This is a genomic window from Haoranjiania flava (assembly GCF_025631005.1).
Classification (GTDB): domain Bacteria; phylum Bacteroidota; class Bacteroidia; order Chitinophagales; family Chitinophagaceae; genus Haoranjiania; species Haoranjiania flava.
Genome location: NZ_JAOTPL010000007.1, coordinates 46,832 through 65,166, shown reverse-complemented (window position 1 = coordinate 65,166; position 18,335 = coordinate 46,832). Strand labels below are relative to the sequence as shown.

General features: G+C 39.1%; 16 protein-coding genes. 11 read left to right on the top strand and 5 right to left on the bottom strand.

Annotation, left to right across the window (positions count from 1 at the left end):
* Nucleotides 1-203: 203 nt before the first annotated feature.
* From OD355_RS06665 to OD355_RS06615, 10 genes are all read left to right on the top strand, one after another.
* Nucleotides 204-572, top strand: a complete 369-nt coding sequence (locus tag OD355_RS06665; protein WP_263037678.1) for a response regulator — start codon at nt 204-206, stop codon at nt 570-572.
* Nucleotides 544-1,659, top strand: coding sequence for a sugar transferase (locus OD355_RS06660; RefSeq protein ID WP_263037677.1), 1,116 nt, complete (start codon nt 544-546; stop codon nt 1,657-1,659). Before OD355_RS06665 ends, OD355_RS06660 begins: the two co-directional genes overlap by 29 nt.
* 11 nt (nt 1,660-1,670) lie before the next feature.
* Nucleotides 1,671-2,372, top strand: coding sequence for a TolC family protein (locus OD355_RS06655; RefSeq protein ID WP_263037676.1), 702 nt, complete (start codon nt 1,671-1,673; stop codon nt 2,370-2,372).
* Between the two features lie 23 nt (nt 2,373-2,395).
* Nucleotides 2,396-4,573, top strand: a complete 2,178-nt coding sequence (locus OD355_RS06650; RefSeq protein ID WP_263037675.1) for a hypothetical protein — start codon at nt 2,396-2,398, stop codon at nt 4,571-4,573.
* An 86-nt stretch (nt 4,574-4,659) separates the two neighbouring features.
* Complete coding sequence (locus OD355_RS06645; protein WP_263037674.1) at nt 4,660-6,027, top strand: O-antigen ligase family protein; 1,368 nt, start codon at nt 4,660-4,662, stop codon at nt 6,025-6,027.
* A gap of 109 nt (nt 6,028-6,136) precedes the next feature.
* Nucleotides 6,137-6,757: an acyltransferase gene (locus tag OD355_RS13895; RefSeq protein ID WP_317619109.1), complete on the top strand. Its 621-nt coding sequence runs from the start codon at nt 6,137-6,139 to the stop codon at nt 6,755-6,757.
* Between the two features lie 22 nt (nt 6,758-6,779).
* Entirely contained in the window at nt 6,780-7,934 is a 1,155-nt protein-coding gene (locus OD355_RS06630; RefSeq protein ID WP_263037673.1) for a glycosyltransferase family 2 protein, read from the top strand.
* An 8-nt stretch (nt 7,935-7,942) separates the two neighbouring features.
* Nucleotides 7,943-9,067 (top strand): glycosyltransferase family 4 protein, encoded by a 1,125-nt coding sequence (locus OD355_RS06625; RefSeq protein WP_263037672.1) that lies wholly within the window; start codon nt 7,943-7,945, stop codon nt 9,065-9,067.
* A 73-nt stretch (nt 9,068-9,140) separates the two neighbouring features.
* Nucleotides 9,141-9,869: a glycosyltransferase family A protein gene (locus OD355_RS06620; protein ID WP_263037671.1), complete on the top strand. Its 729-nt coding sequence runs from the start codon at nt 9,141-9,143 to the stop codon at nt 9,867-9,869.
* Nucleotides 9,870-9,872: 3 nt separating this feature from the next.
* A complete protein-coding gene (locus OD355_RS06615) occupies nt 9,873-11,069 on the top strand; it encodes a glycosyltransferase (RefSeq protein WP_263037670.1) in 1,197 nt (398 codons plus the stop codon).
* On the opposite strand, the gene OD355_RS06610 is transcribed toward OD355_RS06615, so the two are convergent.
* The 4 genes from OD355_RS06610 to OD355_RS06595 all read right to left on the bottom strand — a co-directional run bounded on the left by OD355_RS06610 (nt 11,055) and on the right by OD355_RS06595 (nt 16,250).
* Nucleotides 11,055-12,410, bottom strand: a complete 1,356-nt coding sequence (locus OD355_RS06610) for a flippase (RefSeq protein WP_263037669.1) — start codon at nt 12,408-12,410, stop codon at nt 11,055-11,057. The genes OD355_RS06615 and OD355_RS06610 overlap by 15 nt on opposite strands.
* A gap of 13 nt (nt 12,411-12,423) precedes the next feature.
* A complete protein-coding gene (locus OD355_RS06605; protein ID WP_263037668.1) occupies nt 12,424-13,386 on the bottom strand; it encodes a hypothetical protein in 963 nt (320 codons plus the stop codon).
* Between the two features lie 16 nt (nt 13,387-13,402).
* Entirely contained in the window at nt 13,403-14,425 is a 1,023-nt protein-coding gene (locus tag OD355_RS06600) for a polysaccharide deacetylase family protein (protein ID WP_263037667.1), read from the bottom strand.
* 277 nt (nt 14,426-14,702) lie between these two features.
* Nucleotides 14,703-16,250: a hypothetical protein gene (locus tag OD355_RS06595; protein WP_263037666.1), complete on the bottom strand. Its 1,548-nt coding sequence runs from the start codon at nt 16,248-16,250 to the stop codon at nt 14,703-14,705.
* 133 nt (nt 16,251-16,383) lie between these two features.
* Between OD355_RS06595 and OD355_RS06590 the strand changes: the two genes are divergently transcribed.
* On the top strand, nt 16,384-17,130 hold the full coding sequence (locus OD355_RS06590; protein ID WP_263037665.1) for a 4'-phosphopantetheinyl transferase family protein: 747 nt from the start codon (nt 16,384-16,386) through the stop codon (nt 17,128-17,130).
* Nucleotides 17,131-17,137: 7 nt separating this feature from the next.
* Here the strand turns inward: OD355_RS06590 and OD355_RS06585 are convergent, their stop codons facing one another.
* Entirely contained in the window at nt 17,138-18,307 is a 1,170-nt protein-coding gene (locus OD355_RS06585) for a glycosyltransferase family 2 protein (protein ID WP_263037664.1), read from the bottom strand.
* Between the last annotated feature and the right edge of the window lie 28 nt (nt 18,308-18,335).

Sequence of the window (18,335 nt, the reverse complement as noted above, 5' to 3'; positions counted from 1 at the left end):
CGAAATGAAGTTTACTGGAAATAATTCCATGTAATCATACAAACAGCCGCAAAGCGGCGTACTAAAAATATACATGCATGAAATAGCCATACACATTAAGAATCTATACCCGCCGGGAATGAATATTGAATCTTAAAGATGTTATTCCATGTGTCAATAAAAAACAAATAAATATATACACACGTGCAAAACGACCTGATGAAATGAACAAAAATATACTGGTTGTAGATGATGAACCGTCTATGTTGAAACTTCTACAGATCATCTTATCAAAAAAATATAAAGTGACACTTAAAAATAATGGTTATGAGGCTATGATCTGGCTGCTTGAAGGCAATTATCCCGATCTGATCATTCTTGACAGGCAAATACCTTATCTCAATGCTGTTGAATTTGTAAAATCCATAAAAATAAGCGGTATGCTATCTGCTATCCCGCTGGTTGTGTTAACAGAGGTTTCAGATGCAGACAACCATGATCCTGACCTTATTCGCCATGTTAATTTAATAATCAATAAACCCTTTAACCCATTAAAACTGCAAAATGAAATTTCAAACTTACTCGCCAACTGATTATTTAACTCCGCCAGTTTCTAAAGAATTTATAGGCGTTGATAAAATAGCGTGTATCGGGAAAGGAAATTTATGCCAATTATCGCAGGAATTAAGCGGGCATTATAATTGTGAGATCAGAATGTACCCTCATCTCAGGAGCTTTGTTTCAGAAGCGCTCCAGAGCTGCATCTTAGATATAAGCTCTGTGGTTTTGATTGAAACCGACAGCATCGCTGATATTGACGCCATCAGGCAAATGAGGAAAAATCCTGTATTCGCTTCCACAATCATCATTCTTTTAAGCAGCAATGAATGCCAGTTCTCCAAAGAGTATTTGATCAGTGCAAAAGTTGATGATGTTTATAAATATCCGTTTGATACAAGCACCATAGTGAAAAGAATCAATTTCCTCATCAGGTGCAAACTGATAAAGCCATCGGCATTGCCGGAAGAAAATAAGAAAGCTTCCTGGCAAATAAACAGTGTGTATAGCAGGGTGTTCGATATATGTGTTTCTTCGGCTCTGTTGATCATGCTGCTTCCTTTATTTGTGGTGGTAGCTATATTGATCAGGCTCGAAAGTAAGGGTGCCGTTATATACAAAAGCAAACGTGCAGGCGCTGGATACAAGATCTTTGATTTTTACAAGTTCAGGTCAATGGTTACCGATGCTGAGAAAAAGCTGCAGGATCTCAGCAAAACCAATAATCAATACGCCGGAGAATCAGCTAATGGCGGCGAAGCTTTCGTAAAGATCTTAAACGATCCCCGGGTAACCAAAGTAGGAGCTTTCTTAAGAAAAACCAGCATTGACGAGCTGCCGCAGTTATTCAATGTTTTAAAAGGCGATATGTCAATTGTTGGTAACAGGCCGCTTCCGCTATACGAAGCTGAAAAGTTAACTTCAGATGAGTTTGCAATGCGCTTCTTAGGCCCGGCGGGCATTACAGGGCTTTGGCAGGTGAGTAAAAGAGGAAATGCAAATATGTCTGATCTGGAACGTAAACAGTTAGATAACTATTATGCGCAAAACAATTGCCTGCTGATGGACATGAAAATTTTATTAAGAACCTTTCCTGCATTATTACAGAAAGAAAAAGTTTAAAAAATACACAAATGAACAAGAATATTTTTTTGATAGGATTTCTCCTATGCTCTATAACATCGATCTCACAGACATCCATTATCGGAACGCTGGATAATAGTTTGTTGCAAAAGTATATACAGCTGGCCAAACAAAATTACCCCCGTGTAAAAATTTATGATGCACAGGTAGAGAAAGCAAAGAACATGTTTACAACCGCAAAGATGTCTGCATTCGATGTATTGAATGCAGGATATTATTATCGCCCTGAAAATGTAGACGGCATTGCTCTTGTGCCGGGCAACGGCGGGAATGTAAACGGCAACCAGATTGTTACCAGGGGCTTTCAGGCCGGTATAGCCGTAAACCTCGGTAGTTTATTTTCCAAACCTTCAGTTATAAGAAGTGCAAAGGCAGACTATGCTTTAGCCAAAGCGCAGGATGAAGAGTATGAAATGATGCTTGAAACCGAAGTAAAATCAAAATACTACGATTTTTTACTTATGAAGAAACAGCTGGAGATCAGAAATCTTGCTTACCAGAATTCTAAGATCGAAGGGGCGGATGCGAAGACAAAATATCAGCGTGGCGATATATCTATTGAAGCCTACAACGCTTCAAAAACTATGGCCACAGAATCAGAAGCGTTGGTATTGGCTGCCGAGGTTAACTATCTGAAAGCAAAAAATGCGTTGGAAGATATGATCGGCACAAAGCTAGAAAATGTACATTAACCAAATTAAATAAAAGCGATAATATGAATCTTAACCTGAAAGATTTTCTAAAGTACCTAAGTCATTTTAAATGGTTTATAATCATCATACCGGTCTTATGTGTTGTGCTTACCTATCTTTTTGTAAAAGAATTGCCGAAAAAATATAAGTCGAATACATTAATTTCCACCGGCATTACCCAGCAACTCAGTGAGTCTGCTTTGCTGGAAAACCGTACTGCAGATAATTTTAAAATTAGTCAGCAGTTTGGTAATCTTCTGGAAATGATGCAAACCAGAAGAGCGATTACGCAGCTTTCGTATAAGCTGGTACTCCATGATCTTAAAAACCCGGAGCATCCGTTTACTAAATATTCCAGGCTGATCACGCAGCTTTCTCCTCAGCAAAGAGATACCGTGATCAAAGCATTTGAAAGCAGGCTGTCTTCCCAGGCTTTAATATCTCCCGCGGATAACAGCGAGTACAGGTTGTACGATATTTTAAAGTCTGCAGCTTACGATGATAAAAGTCTTTTAAAAAAGATTGAAATACGCCGTAGCGGCGAAAGCGATTTTATAAATGTTACGTATACTTCACATAATCCTGATCTTTCAGCATTTGTAGTAAACACGCTTTCCAACGATTTTATCAATTATTATACAAACCTTTCAATGATGAGCCGGCAGCAATCACTGGCTGTTTTAGATACCATGCTGCGTGAAAAAGGCAGCGAAATGATGAATAAAAATGCGGCGGTTGTCAATTCTTCCATACATGCCACTGCGCAGGAGGCCGGGGCATTGAATGCACAAAGAAGATCGGATCTCATCAACCAGAAAGTTTCCGAAGCAGAATCTCAAAGGCTTGGCGCCTTGCGCAACATCAGCTCTATAGAAGGCGCCTTGGACGAGATCAATGCAAAACTTAATGGCGACGGCGGGTATTTGCAGCAGGATGGTTACAAAGAAAATAGTGAGATAATACGTATTGATAACCAGTTGCAGCTGGCGAATCAAAGATATGTAAACAACAATTTCAGGCCACAGGATAAAGCTGCCATTGATTCTTTGCAAAATATTAAATCAGGGTTGGTGCTAACTTCATCATCCGCTCAGAATACTAATTACAAAGGACTAAAGCAAAGCCTCATTGCGCAAAAAATGAAGCTGGAAAATGACCTTGCATCAGCCAGAAGCGGACTTGCCGCAATTGAGCAACAATTGAGGGCCATCGGGCCGAGGCAGGGCTATAGCGCTGTTGCGGCAAGAGCAGGCAGCCAGGAAAGTTTAATAAGAGAAGCAGGCATGTCTGCTAAAGATTACGCCGATGTAAAAGAACAGTACGATAAAGCAAGCCTCCTTTCCAAAGCGGGTGTGAACCTCGCTTTGGTTGAGCCCGGCCTGCCCGGTTCTCCCGAGCCGTCCAGAGATTATTTGTATATGGCTTTTTCGGGTGTAAGTAGTTTGTTTATGCTTTTGTTTGCGCTTCTGCTGGTATTTATGCTGAATAAAACCGTTGTTACACCTGCTCAGCTGGAGTATACCACAAAGCAAAAAGTACTTGGCTGGGTAAATTATATCGGGGAAGATAAAGATTTACGAACTATCTGGAACGATAATGCAAAAGACAATGAGTATGCCTGTTACAAAGATGCATTACGGTCGTTAAGAGTAGATCTGAATGAAATAATGGGCGATGATAAAAAGGTTTTAGGCATTACAAGCCTGTGCCGCCAGGAGGGCAGAAGCTTTCTGGCCAACGGATTATCTTACGCTTTTGCCATGATGGGAAAGAATGTTTTGCTTATTTGTGAAAAAGGATCAAATCTTACTAATGTAATTACCAATACGAATGATGATGCCACGTCGCAGGTCTTTGAATCTTTCCTGGTAAAAAAAGAAATACAAATTGAAAACCGCATCACCGTGCTCAACCGTGATACCAGTCATAATTCATTGCTCGAATTGAAGGATAGTAAAAGCCTCATTGCAGGGTTCGATATTCTGAAAGATACGTTTGATATCGTTATTGTTGATATAGACAGTTCACAGGATATGCATAAGGTGAAAGAATGGATGATGTTTTGCGACAAAAGCATCTCCGTATTTGAAGCAGGAAATAAGATCAAAAAAGAAAACCATGTTTTTGTAAATTATTTATCGAGGCAACCGGGGTTCATCGGCTGGGTAATGAACAAAGTACAGGTTAAGCATGTTTCTTAAACAACAGGACTTTTAAAGTGCATATAATTACACATAACATAAAATTTTCCGGGCGGGAATATTTATTTCTCTCTGTTTGCCTGCTATTGGCTCTGATAATAGGCCTGCTTGCTATATATTTAAACAATCTTTTTATAACCATAGCGCCTGCACTTGTTTTATTGTCTGTACTTCTGTTGATACTTATTTTCAGAAATCCCCTGACAGGATTGATACTTCTTTTGACTTATTGTTTCTTCATGGCTATTCTTAACCGGGAGATCGGGCAAATACCTTTCGGCACCGGCGTGGAAGTAATAGCACTCCTTACATGGTTGAGTGTTTGGTACAATGCATCGCGATTTGATTTTAAAGCGCTTAACAACGATCTTGTATGGTTGATGGTTGGATGGTTCGCCATTAGTGTAGTACAAATCATTAATCCTTCGGGCGCCAGTCCTCAGGGCTGGTTGCAGGAAATAAGAAGCACAGCATTAGCGCCTTTGTTGATAACGCCATTGGCTATATTGCTGATCAATTCTAAACGAAGGCTCAATTTGTTCCTGGTATTGATATTGACTTTTTCTTTTCTTGCAAGCCTCCACGGATTAAAGCAGTTGTTCATCGGTCTCTCGCCCGGCGAACAGGCTTTTTTGGCGGATGGCGGTGCTGAAACGCATGTTATCAACGGGCAATTGCGTATATTCTCTTTTTACAGCGATGCAAGCCAGTTCGGCCCTATGCAGGCGCTCATCGGTTTGATAGCTTTAATATTAGCTGTGGGACTCAACGGGTGGATAAAGAAACTGCTTCTTCTTTCATTAGCCATACTATCCTTTTACGGTATGATAATATCGGGCACCAGGGGCGCATTTTTTGTTGTAGCCATAGGCATTATAGCAGCCATTATATTAAGCAGAAATTTAAAAGTTATTGTTTTCGGAGGCGGTTTGAGTCTGGCAGCTTTCGTGTTTCTAAAATATACCTACATCGGCAATGCCAATTACAATATATATCGTCTGCGCTCATCCTTAGACCCTTCAGACGCTTCTTTGAATATGCGCATCATCAACCAGCAAAAATTAAGCGAATACCTGGCTGCAAAACCTTTTGGTGAAGGATTGGGCATTATTGGGCATTGGGGCAGAGAATATAATCCCGGGCATTACTTATCTACAATAGCGCCGGATAGTTACTGGGTAAAGGTTTGGGCCATGTATGGCATTGTAGGATTCGTGATTTTCTTTTGTTTGTGGATGTATATTCTGGGAAAATGTGCAGGCATGATATGGAAAGTGAATGATAAAAATCTCAGAACGAAATTGACAGCGCTTTATGCAGGCGTAGCCGGAATTTTTGTTTGCAGCTATGGCAATGAGGTAATGAATGCCATGCCGGCACTGATCATTTTTCAAATGTCTGCAGGCATTATCTATGTTATGTGTACAAAATATATTCAAACAAATAAACAGTAAAAATTATTGCAGATGCCTTTTATTTATTTCGTCATCCCCGGTATCTTTTTTCTTCTTTTAGGTATTGTAAAAGGATTAAAGCGTATGAAAGTAACTAAAGATTAATCTTATGACTATAAAAGAAAGAATAAAAAACAACCCGGCACTGAAAAAAGCAGCCTTATTCCTGTTGATGTCTAAAGGAGATCCGCGACCCAGATGGTGGATAAGAAACCTGGTAAACCCTTTTAAACGTAAGATGGGCCGCGGTTCGCGCATAAGATGCAATGCGCGGGTAGATGTTTTTCCTTACAATGATTTTTACATGGGCGAAAGATCTATCGTGGAAGATTTTACGGTTATCAATAACGGTGTAGGTGAGGTGCTGATAGGAGATAATACCATCATCGGTATTGGCAATGTTATTATCGGGCCGGTGGAAATAGGAAATAATGTAATGCTGGCGCAGCATATTGTAGTATCAGCTTTGAACCACAATTACCGCAATGTTGATATATCACCCAAAGAGCAGGGAGTAGATTGTAAAAGAGTTATTATAGCCGACAATGTATGGATAGGAGCCAACTCAGTTATTACGCCAGGCGTTAGTATCGGCAAACATGCTGTGATCGGTGCGGGAAGTGTGGTTACTAAAAATGTGCCTGCATATAGTGTAGTGGTCGGCAATCCGGCCACAGTTATAAAAATATATAATCCCGAAACCAATGAATGGGAAAAAGTAATTGCCTGATCTCACCAATCCCGTTAATAGTATGATAATATTTTTAATAGCAATACAAGTACTGGTAAGTATTCCTCTCTGGTTCCCGGTAGTATTAAAACTGCGAGCGCTCTTTATAAAAAAGAAAGAACCGGATACAGACGGATCTTTCCTGTCGGACTTCGGAATAATTATTACTGCTTATAAGCAGCTTGATCTGATTGAAGATGTCGTGTACTCTGTTTTACAAAGCACTTACAGCAATTATATGATCTACGTTGTGGCAGATGCCTGTGAGCAGCGGATAACATTTGATTCAGAGAGGGTAGTGATGTTGTACCCGGATACAATACTTGCAGGGAATACGCGGTCTCATTTCTATGCTGTCAACAGGTTTGTAAGAGCGCATAACATCATCACCATTATTGACAGCGATAATCTGGTAGATAAAAATTATTTAGAACAGATGCATATAAAGTTTCAGCAAGGGTATAAGGCTATACAGGGTGTACGCACGGCGAGGAATCTAAATTCTTTTTATGCCTGCCTTGACGAAACCGGCGATATGTATTATCGTTTTATCGACAGGAAACTTTTGTTTGAATCCGGCTCTTCGGCTTCCCTGGCTGGTTCCGGTATGTCGTTTACAACTGCATTGTATAAAGAATGCCTGGAGAATGTGGATATTTCAGGTGCAGGGTTCGATAAGGTGTTACAGTATGAATTATTGTGCCGCGATTATACTATTGCCTTTGCAGAAAATGCAGTAGTGTATGACGGTAAAACAACCAAATCCGATCAACTGGTTAAACAGCGCGCACGCTGGATAAATACCTGGCTTAAATATTGGGTATTGGCTTTAAAATTATTGGACCGTTCTGCCAGGAATCTTTCCTGGAACCAGTTTGCTTTTTCCATCATGCTTTTAAGGCCGCCGTTGTTTGTGCTTTTCTTTATTGTATTTGTTTCTATTCTATCAGACATAATATTCCTGCCATATTTCTTAATTTTTTGGCTGGCTGTAGTGCTGGTATTTATGATTGTTTTTTTTACAGCCCTATCTTATTTCAAATCAGGTAAAATCATTTACTTATCGCTGCTGCGCATGCCCAGGTTTATATGGTGGCAGGTGGTAGCTGCATGCAAAGCTAAATCGGCCAATAAACTGTCCGTAGCAACAGAACACAAATCTTCTGACTATAAATAAAAAATAACATGCGTAAAATTGGCATAGAAGTACAACGGCTATTCAGGAAGAAAAAACACGGAATGGAAGTGGTAGCAATGGAGCTCATCAATGAACTGAAGCAAATGCAAACGGCAGACAGTTTTGTAGTTTTTGCGAAAGACGATGAAGATAAAAAATCTTTTGCCGATACAGAAAATATAAGTTTTAAAACCATCACCGGGCGCACCTACATGGACTGGGAACAAATTTCTCTTCCCAAAGCTGCGAGAAAAGAGAAAATAGATTTTTTACATTCTACCTGCAATACATCGGCGCTGAGGCTGAAAGTACCGCTATTGCTTACTTTGCATGATATTATTTACCTGGAGGAATTAAATTTTAAGGGTACGGCTTACCAGAATTTTGGTAATCTCTATCGTAAGTTGGTTGTACCTGCGATTGTAAAAAAAAGCAGGTATATTATTACCGTTTCCAATTTTGAGAAGCATGTAATAATGAGAAAACTAAATGTGCCTGAAGAAAAAATCAAAGTGGTTTATAACGCAGTCAATAAAAAGTTCAATAACAATTATTCTAAACCGGAAATAAAAGATTTCAGGGAAAAACATCATTTGCCTGAGCACTTTATCCTGTTCCTGGGTAATACTGCCCCCAAAAAAAATACAAACAACGTGGTAGATGCTTACATAAAGTATTGCGATAGTTTTTCAGAACCTATCCCTTTGGTCATTCCGGATTATGATAAGTGCCTGTTGGAAGAAAAGTTAAAAAAGTGCAACAGGCAGGATCTTGTAAACAATTTTATTTTCCCGGGATTTATTTCTTCCAATGAAATGCCGCTGATCTACAATGCAGCTACATTATTTTTGTATCCCTCGCTCAGAGAAAGTTTTGGCTTGCCTATACTTGAAGCGATGGGTTGCGGAGCGCCTGTCATTACGTCTAACACCTCATCCATGCCGGAAGTATCTGCTAATGCGGCTTTGCTTGCAGATCCGTTCAGCGCAAATGATATTGCAGAAAAGATAGCTGAGGTCCTTACGAATACGCCCTTGAAAAACGAGCTTATTCAAAAAGGATTTGCACGTGCTGCTGAATTTACATGGAAAAGATCCGCCGAAAATTTATTGTCTATTTATAATATGATGTAATTCTATGCGGCCGTTATTTTCACCATACTATATAGTACGCTTTCTAAAACCTGCGGAATGGTTTGAAAAAAATGTGGACACCATAAAAAATAAGCTTCACAGGCTAAACAGCGGCCATCCCGATGTTTCCGTGATCATACCTGCCTACAACGAAGAGGAAAATATATTAAGGACGCTGGCATCCATAGCGCAGTCTGTTACCAATTTTAAAACAGAAGTAATTGTGGTAGACAACAACTCAACGGACAATACCAAATCTTTGATACTACGCTCGGGTTGCAAGTATATTTTTGAAGGTAAGAAAGGCGTGAAGGCAGCAAGAACCAGGGGCCTTCACTATGCAAAAGGTAAATACATCATCAACGCTGATGCTGATACAATTTATTCCCCTTACTGGATCGAAGATTTAATAATGCCATTGCATAATCACGATGATATTGCCATGACCTACGGGAAGTTTGCTTTTATTACCGAAAGAAATAACAGCCGTATCGGTTTTTATGTTTATGAAACCTTCGGGGATATCTATAAAATGATAAACGGTATTTTAAAGGACAAGGCAATGTATGTGTACGGCTGCTCTTCGGCCTATAGAAAAGAACAGGCGCTAATGGTAGATGCTTACGAGCATCCGCCGGGCGCTAATGAAGACGGCTACCTGGCATTGAAATTAAGAAACAGGTTTGGCAGGTTAGTGCAAATATCAAATAAGAACAGTTTTGCCTGGACATCAGGCAGGCAGCTGGTTTCAGACGGCACGCTTACAAACAGACTGATTAAAAAAGTAATGAATTTATTTTAAATTATGCTCCAGAACAAAGTGATTTTTATATTGAGCCTGATGAAGTTTGACGGGCTTGCTTCAACAAATTTTACCGTTGCCAAATACCTGGCCAGGCATAATGAAGTGTACTATCTTGAGCAGCCTTATACTTTAAAAGATTACATGATGCTTGATAAAAAAAGTGAACAGTACATTGCAAGGAAAGAAGGCATGAATCTTCTTTCAAATGGATTGCTCAGTAAGAAAGTAGATGGTGTAAATGTAGTTATCAGTTATCCTGTGTTGCCTATTGCGTTTTTGCCGAAAGGCAGGCTGTATAACAGTTTGCTATATATAAATGAAAGCCTTATTTTACATCGTATCAAGAGAATTATCAAAGAAAAAAATATTAAGGAATATATTTTTATCAATTCCTATAATTTTCATTTTCCCAATATCGGGAAAAGGTTATCCCCTGCATTGTCTGTATATCATTGTGTTGATCCTATTGTGGGAAAATATGACAGCAGGCACGGCGTAGAAGCTGAAAACAAAATTGTTGCCGGTTCGGATGTAGTCGTGTGTACAAGCAAATCTTTGTTTCTTGAAAAAAAAAGAATCAATAATAATACTTATTTTGTTCCAAATGCTTCTGACCTGGTAGATACTTTGCAGGCAAACAAGAATTTTTCCATTCATAAGGCCGTATCTCACATTCCGCGCCCTGTTGCAGGCTATGTAGGCGCTATTGAAAGAAGGCTGGATTTTGATTTATTAAAAAAAGTTACGGAAGAAAATAAACATATAAACTTTGTATTTGCAGGACCGGTATATACTGAGCATGTGCCGGGCTGGTTTTTCCGCCAAACTAATATTTATCTTATTCCTCCTATTCCATATTCGGAAGTTCCGGACATGATCTATTCTTTTGACGTCTGCCTCATTCCGTTTAAAAAAGATAATGACAGCAAAAGTATTTTCCCTCTGAAATTGTTTGAGTATCTCGGCCTTGGCAAGCCGGTAATTGTAACTGATTTTAATAATGATTTAAAAGAATATACTGCCGATACAGTAAGTTATGTGCACGATGTGCAGAGTTTTAGTGATGCATTGACAGAAGCGTTGTATAATTCGCAAAGCCGCCTTGCAGAAAGACTGGAAATAGCCATGAAAAATACCTGGAAAATACGGGTAGATAACATTTCGGATATTATACTACAAACATTATCCGCCGGATAATTGGGATCTACACGATTGCATTTTTTTCCTGCCGATATATGTCAGGTAAAATTCAGGATAAAATTTATACGCGTATATCCACGGGTTCAGCGGGTTGATCTTATAGTATTTCCTCAAATAAAATTGGGCTATTGCAAAGCTAATGGCGGTAGCCAGCAATGTGCCGTACGCCGCGCCCACTACCCCGAAATTTTTGATAAAAAGGAAATTGAATGCGATTACTAAAACAGTGGTTATTACTACAAGAAAGAAATTGAATTTTGTTTTTCCGGCGCTTGTAAGAATGGAACCGCATTGCCTGCCGTAAGGTGAAAGGAGGCAGGTGAGCAAGGTTATTTTCAGTAGGGGAATGGAATCTTCGTACCTGTTTCCTGCAATAATATGAATGACAGGTTCGGCAAATATGTATATTAAAATTACCACCGGCAACAGCAGGGCCAATATCACCCCAACGGATCTTTCGTACAGGTATTTGATAGATTGTTCGCCTTCTTTAGATATTTTTATAGCGCTCTTGGGATACAATATGGCTGCCATTGCAGTAGTAGGGATGTCAGTAAGATTGGTGATTCTTACGGCCACATTATAGGATCCGCTGGCTGTTTTTGAAAGCAGTGAACCTAACATCATCTGGTCTATAGAACCCGCCAGTATGGAGCTTAAAGAAACACCGAACGTATATTTTCCAAAATGAAATATTTTTTTCACCCAGAACCAGTCTATTTTTTTAGCGATGTTTATTTTCCTGTAAGTATAACCAATGGCTATTAAAATAGCTATGCTTATACTGAATATTTGCGCATACGTCAGGAGTAATACATTGGTTTCCGCTCTTGTAAAAAAGCAAAAGGATACGTATGCCAGGAAGATACCCTGCCTTGCAATGTTAGAATAAAATATGCCGGTAAAATTTAAGTTGGCCTGTTCAATGCAATTCAACTGGTTTAAAATCCCTGAAAAGAAAAACACCACAATATACAAGTGAAGCATCGTATTGATTTCAGGTGCGTGCCAGCTTGCGCTTAACCATGGGCCGATAATCAATAAGATGATTATAATAATTATCGTGGTCATCACGTTCATGAAAAAGGTAGCGGTATTTATCTTCCTTTTATCCGCTTCATCTGCGGACGATAAATATTTTACCACAGCATCCTGCGTTAAGCCGTTCCTGGCCATTTCTATAATGCTTACCACACTCAAAAAAAGTACCCATGTTCCATAGTCTTCTTTTGTGAGGCTCCTGATCAGCATGTAAAAGCTGCTGAAGCCGAATAATACCGTAAGAACATTCTGCGAAATATTTATTAACCCGTTTTTTAGCCAATATTTTGAAGACATAAATGTTGTTTTACTAAAAATTATCTTTGCACTGTAATACCAACTCTTCATCTGTTTTGGCATGGATGATCTCTGCGTTGGAAAACTTTGGGTACAGTTTTTTAAAGCAATTAAAATAATGTTCGGGGCCTGTTTTAGAAAGTATCAGGTTTTTCCCCCCGAAGTAGCTCGCCAGCGTGGCTGTGCCCCCATGTACGGAAATAAAATGATCGCAATTGGCATATACGCATAATTGAAAATGATTAAAATTTCTTGCGTTAATTTTATTTTCCCGGTACAGATCCTGCATGAGCATTACATCCGGGTGGTACTTTTTCAGCCAGTCAAATTCCTGCAGGTCATAAATTGTGCTGTTATCATTTACAATATGTTTCGGTTGAGGCCTGTTGTAAATGAGGGTGTATTTTTTCTGTAAATATGTTATCAGCTCGTTCAGTACTTCAATGTTCATGTAGTTTACGGGAGCGCCATCCCACTCAGAGTTGTATTTATTGGCAATGACCAGGATAGGTTTTTTATAAACGTAAACATTGTTGCCGTAATACTGTTTTAATGGTACGGGAAACCATTTTTTTAAATTATAGTCCTGGCTGTAAACAATCCGCGGCAACTCGAAGTTGTAGTTTCCTTCGTTTGTTCTTTCCGTGAATACTTCTTCATGATCTTCTGAGAAGAAATACAATTCTCTGGTTGCGGGAAAAGACCTTGTTTTCTTTAGCGTGCCGTTTTTATAATGCCAGTATGCAAAAGGTAGGGCGAATTGTATTTCGGCGGCAAACTCGCCTCTGTATTCAATTGTTTTGTATTTGCTTCTGAAAAAATAATCTTTCAGGAAGAACCGCAGCTGGTTGATCTTGCATACATACGTATCTCTGTAAAAATATTTATAATTATCCGGCACCCGCCGGTGATATATTTTTACAAAAAGTCCCGAAACTTTTTTTAAAGTGGTTAAATAAATATCTTGTAAGTTCATAGCAAAGAATTTTAAATTAATTCCATGAGGTTATTTGTTTAAAAATATTTACCAGACTGGTTTGTGCATTGAAAGTAGCTCTGTCAATACCGTTGATAAGGGTTATTGATTTTATTTGCGCATCACTGCTTACTATAAAACTTAAATCTTTCCATCTGCATCTTGCAGGTAAAGATGCTGTATTGATCTCTATTACTAATCTATCATGGCTTAGCTGGTAACTGATGGGCAGGGATGCCATCAGCCTGTACTCCATTATTTCCCTTGTGGGAATAAATAATATTTTGTCATTGGTTTTTGTTTCAAAATAATCTATGATGCGGTTATAGGCAGCTTCATCAATGCCATGCGAAGCGAAGCGGAAGTAATGATGGTTTTTTTGTACAATAATGTCTATGGCTTTTTTTACATTGTTTTCCATTTCTGTCCAGTTGTCATAAAACATTCTGTTGAAAGAACTGAATGTGATGGGAGCAAGATCAAAATCCTGCACATCTTTATATACGGGCACACCTCCAGGCGGTAATCCGTCAAATGTACCCTGCGAGGTGGAAAAAATATAACCTGCTTCTTTCGCCGCTTTTGGAAAGCCGCTATGGTCGGAAGGCACAACCAGCCCGTGCATTTTGTAATTTATTTTTTTCAGTATCAGCGTATCCAATGCGATGATGTTTTTTGCCCGGTCGTTCCCGAAGTTAAAATTGTTATATGGCTCATGATAGTAGCTGTGATTTTCAATGTCCCAGCCCGCAGCTATCAGCTGCTTCATTTGTGTGTAGTTTATATTATTAACTGACAAGCCTATTTCTTCATTATTATAATTGCTTCTTCCATTCACGGCTATAGCTGCTGTATATGCTATTTTATTATCGCAACCATCTGTATAGAATTTTGTTTTTAGTTTTTCCAGGGCTTTGAGCGCGCTCAGCGAATTGTCATCCCACTCTTCACTAACCCAGCCGTTTTTGTTGTATTTTAATTTGGCCGGTTTTGCTGTTGCTTTTGCCGGCAAAGTATGAAAAAGAATCTCAAACTTCATGATATCCGAAGGCCCAGGTTTTGCCGGTTCTGCTGGGTTTTTGCCCGGATTGCGCCCCGGCATAGAGTTGTTAATAAATCCTATTGAATGGCTTGTATGCTTGCAAGACAAAAAACTAAACATCAATGGTATGGAAAACAGTATTTTCAAGAAATATAATATCCGGTGTTTCATCGCTTTATTTTGTATTTTTTCTTTTATTGCCGGGTGCAAGCCGCCTAAATGATACTTGCTCAGTATATGCAAGATGTTGACAGTTCGCTTTTCATTACGTTTTTTAAATATTGTCAACGCTAATAAAGACTGGCTTTTCAGAGATGCGTAACCTTACTGTTTTTTTATTAATGATCAGTTCAGATTTCTCTCCGCTGTCTTTGCCTGGCACTAATTCTATTTTCTCCGCTTTTTTTGCATGAACAGAAACAGGGAGCGAAAAGTTGCTGATAATTTTATTTTCACTTGTCTTACACCACACAGCATATACACCGTTTTCTCCATTGAGATTTTTAAACTTATATATCAGCACATTTTTGTCAGAAGCCTTTTGCTCGCCTGCAAAAGCCATATTCTCCAATATATTTTTCAATGCTGATGTGTAATACCATGATTCTTTCTTTTTGAAGTTTTCTGTTCTGTCAATAAGCCCGGATGTGCCAAACCAGGTAGAGATATAATTCTGGCTTGGGTCTGTCAATGCGAAGACCTGGGCATGATTTGTCCTTGCAGCTGCAAATTCAAGAAAGGCCCGGATGATCCAGCGGGCCTGTACTTCATTTAGTGATAAACCTGCTATTTTTTTTGGCGACAATACAGATTCGGGGTTGGTATCCCAACCGAATTCCGATATCCATACCAATGCCTGTGGAATATTATTTTCGCAATAATTTACCAGCGCTGCTGTTTTATTTTTAAAGAGCGCATCTTCCGGCGTTTCCGCGGGTTTTTGTACAGGATTGCTCCAGTTGATTTTATTATTGAAGGCATAGATGTGCATATTTATTACATCTGCGGCAAATTTTTTGTCTGCCCTGTTGGCTTCAAACCATGCTTTCATTCCCTTTATATAATCAACGCTTAATGTGGCAAGTCCTCCCATAACCACTTTCATATGCGGATCTGCTTCCTTGATCTTATCGTAGCAGGCCGAAAGCATGGCAGCATATTCCTGCGGCGAAAATTGTGCGTTTTTTCCTTCCCAGTCTTTATCGGGCTCGTTCCATACTTCTATGTATTCAATCAGGTCAAGCCCGCTCACAGCCTGGCTTGCAGGCACATTCAGTTTGTTGGCAGCTACTTTTGTTTTGCCATACCTGGCGGCTATCTGAAATAAAGTATGGGAGATAGCAGTATACGATGCCGGATCTGTAGTGCTCAATCCAGGTTTGTCAACAGGTTTGTCGTTAAATTTAAAATTCCCTGTACCATGTAAGTTCTTGACAGCTCCCTGAAAGCACATTGCTATGGTAATGCCTGCGTCTTTAATTTTTGTAAAGGCATCGTCAAAATACCAGCCGCCGCGCGAGTTCTGAAAGATTAGTTGATCGTTAGGATTATCACCCTGGAACCAGTCCCAGTTACAATATGCACGTAAGAGTCCCGCTGCCTTAATATTGTTTACATCATCTTCGTGAAACCCGTTTACACCTATAAATTTATCAAAAGGTATTTTATTTCTGGATAAGATTTCCGTAGGATCTGTAGAGTTGCCCGCATTGGTTGTATCATTATTACCCTTTCTTGAGTTGCCTTTAATGCATGAAGTATTTAATATTGATGAGGTGATTAATATAAGTAGGAGCGAATATTTTCTAATGCATATAAACATGGATTGTTAGGTTTTTTTACGGCACAATTTATAGCTATCTTCAAACTCCGGTTGTCACCAATTTTTATTACAAACATATTTTTTGTATTGTAATACTTTTACAGGTTAAATTCTAACTGTTTAATTAGTACAATTGCAAATTAAAAATACAGCAATCAGCAGCGTGGGCAAGCCTGGTTACAATCCGCAGCGCGATATTATAGTGTTTCACTGTAATGTTGAGGAGGCTATCGCCAAAGTAGGCTGCTTTAAATTTTTATTATCCGATAGTGAAAAAGCTACTTATGATAGATACCGAAAAGCTGAGGATGCTGCAAATTTTATGACGGGTAGGATACTTGTGCGTTTATTATTGAGCAGGCTGAATAATTGCCTTCCGGAAGATATTGTTTTAGTCCCCGGTAAATACAATAAACCTGTGGCATTGCACAGGTATAACAGAGCATTAAAAATATCCTGTTTCAATTTGTCTCATCGTGCCAATGTTGTAGTTATAGCCATAGCCAGGGTTCCCGTTGGTATTGATGTTGAAATGATAGTAGACACAGATTATAGATGTATGATAAATGATATCTGTACCGGAAAAGAAATAGTTTTCTTGCAGCAGGGCACTTTGCCGGCTGAGCGATTTTTACGTTTATGGACAAGGAAAGAAGCGGTGCTAAAATGTATAGGCACCGGCCTGACAGATAATTTAAAACTCCTGCAGCTTTGTGATGAGGTGAATTATTTCAGCTACAACGATCCGGATATTAGTTGTTGCTTCATCCACGACTTTACTGTTTTCCATAACTATGCAGCATGTATTTGCTATGCTTCAGATAAGCAAATGCGGGTTTACTTTTCTGATGCAAACACAGTGTTAGGAAATAATTTCTGAAGCGCTGTTATTTCCTTTTTGATTTTTCCCAGGCCGCGCTTTGTTTGCTGCGCACGTACCTGCTGATGCCGGCTATTACAGCATAGTTCATCAGGCAGAAATAATAGGGTAGAAAGAAAACTTTGATTTTAATATTTCTTCTTTCCAGAAAATAACCCGGCACCACCATCAGGTAAAAAAATATCTGTAAAAGCAACGTGGTTTTATAAATGATCTGCTGGTGCTGCGCTACGATAAACATATTCAGCACAAAGATTAAAATCAGCAGGAAAGGCGTGATCGTCCATCTTAAAACGCGGTGACTGATGTATTCAAATGTGAGTATAAAATTATGAAACGGATTGGCAGACTTTTTCAGCCGTAATATAGATTGGATACCGCCTGCAGCGATCCTTATTTTTCTTTTTAGTTCTTCCTGGCTATTGGCCGACCCGGTTTCTATTGCAAAAGCTTTTGGTTCATAAGCTATTATATATCCCGCTTCAGCTATACGCATAGCAATCATGTGATCGTCAATGATGGTGTCTGACTCAACCGGTTGATACAGTGATTTTCTGATGCTGAACAATTCACCCGCTGCCCCAACGTTGGAATACAATTCATAGTCAAGCTTCTTCAGGGCTGATTCATATTTCCAGTAAAAGCCTTCTCCTGCCGAGCTGGCATCTGCATATGCAGAGACAACTATTTTTTTCTCTCCGGCCACAGCGCCCACTTTCGGGTTTTGGTAATGCCTGATCAGCTCGTCTATAGCCTGCGGATTTAACCTGGTATTAGCGTCTGTAAATACAATGATCTCGCTGTGTAGATGCGGCATAACTCTTTTTATCGCGGCCATTTTACCATTTCTTTCCGGTAGGTGAAATAGGTGTATATCTTTGTATTTGCTTATTTTTTCAGGCGTACTGTCGTTTGATCCGTCCGTGACAAAAGCGATCTGTAATTTCTCCTTAGGATAATTCAGTTCAAAACAATTAAGTATTTTTTCTTCAATACAATCTTCTTCATTATAGGCCGCTACCAGCAAAGTAACCATAGGTTGATAAATGCCGTTATATGTGGTATGCTTTTTCTTGTTAAATATTTTTTTCATCTTTACCAGGAAGAGCAACAGTATTCCATAACCTGCAAAAGCATAGAATACAATAAAAGCGCTTAACCAGAATATTGCTGTCATGATTGTTTATTTTTCTTTGCTGCGGGGT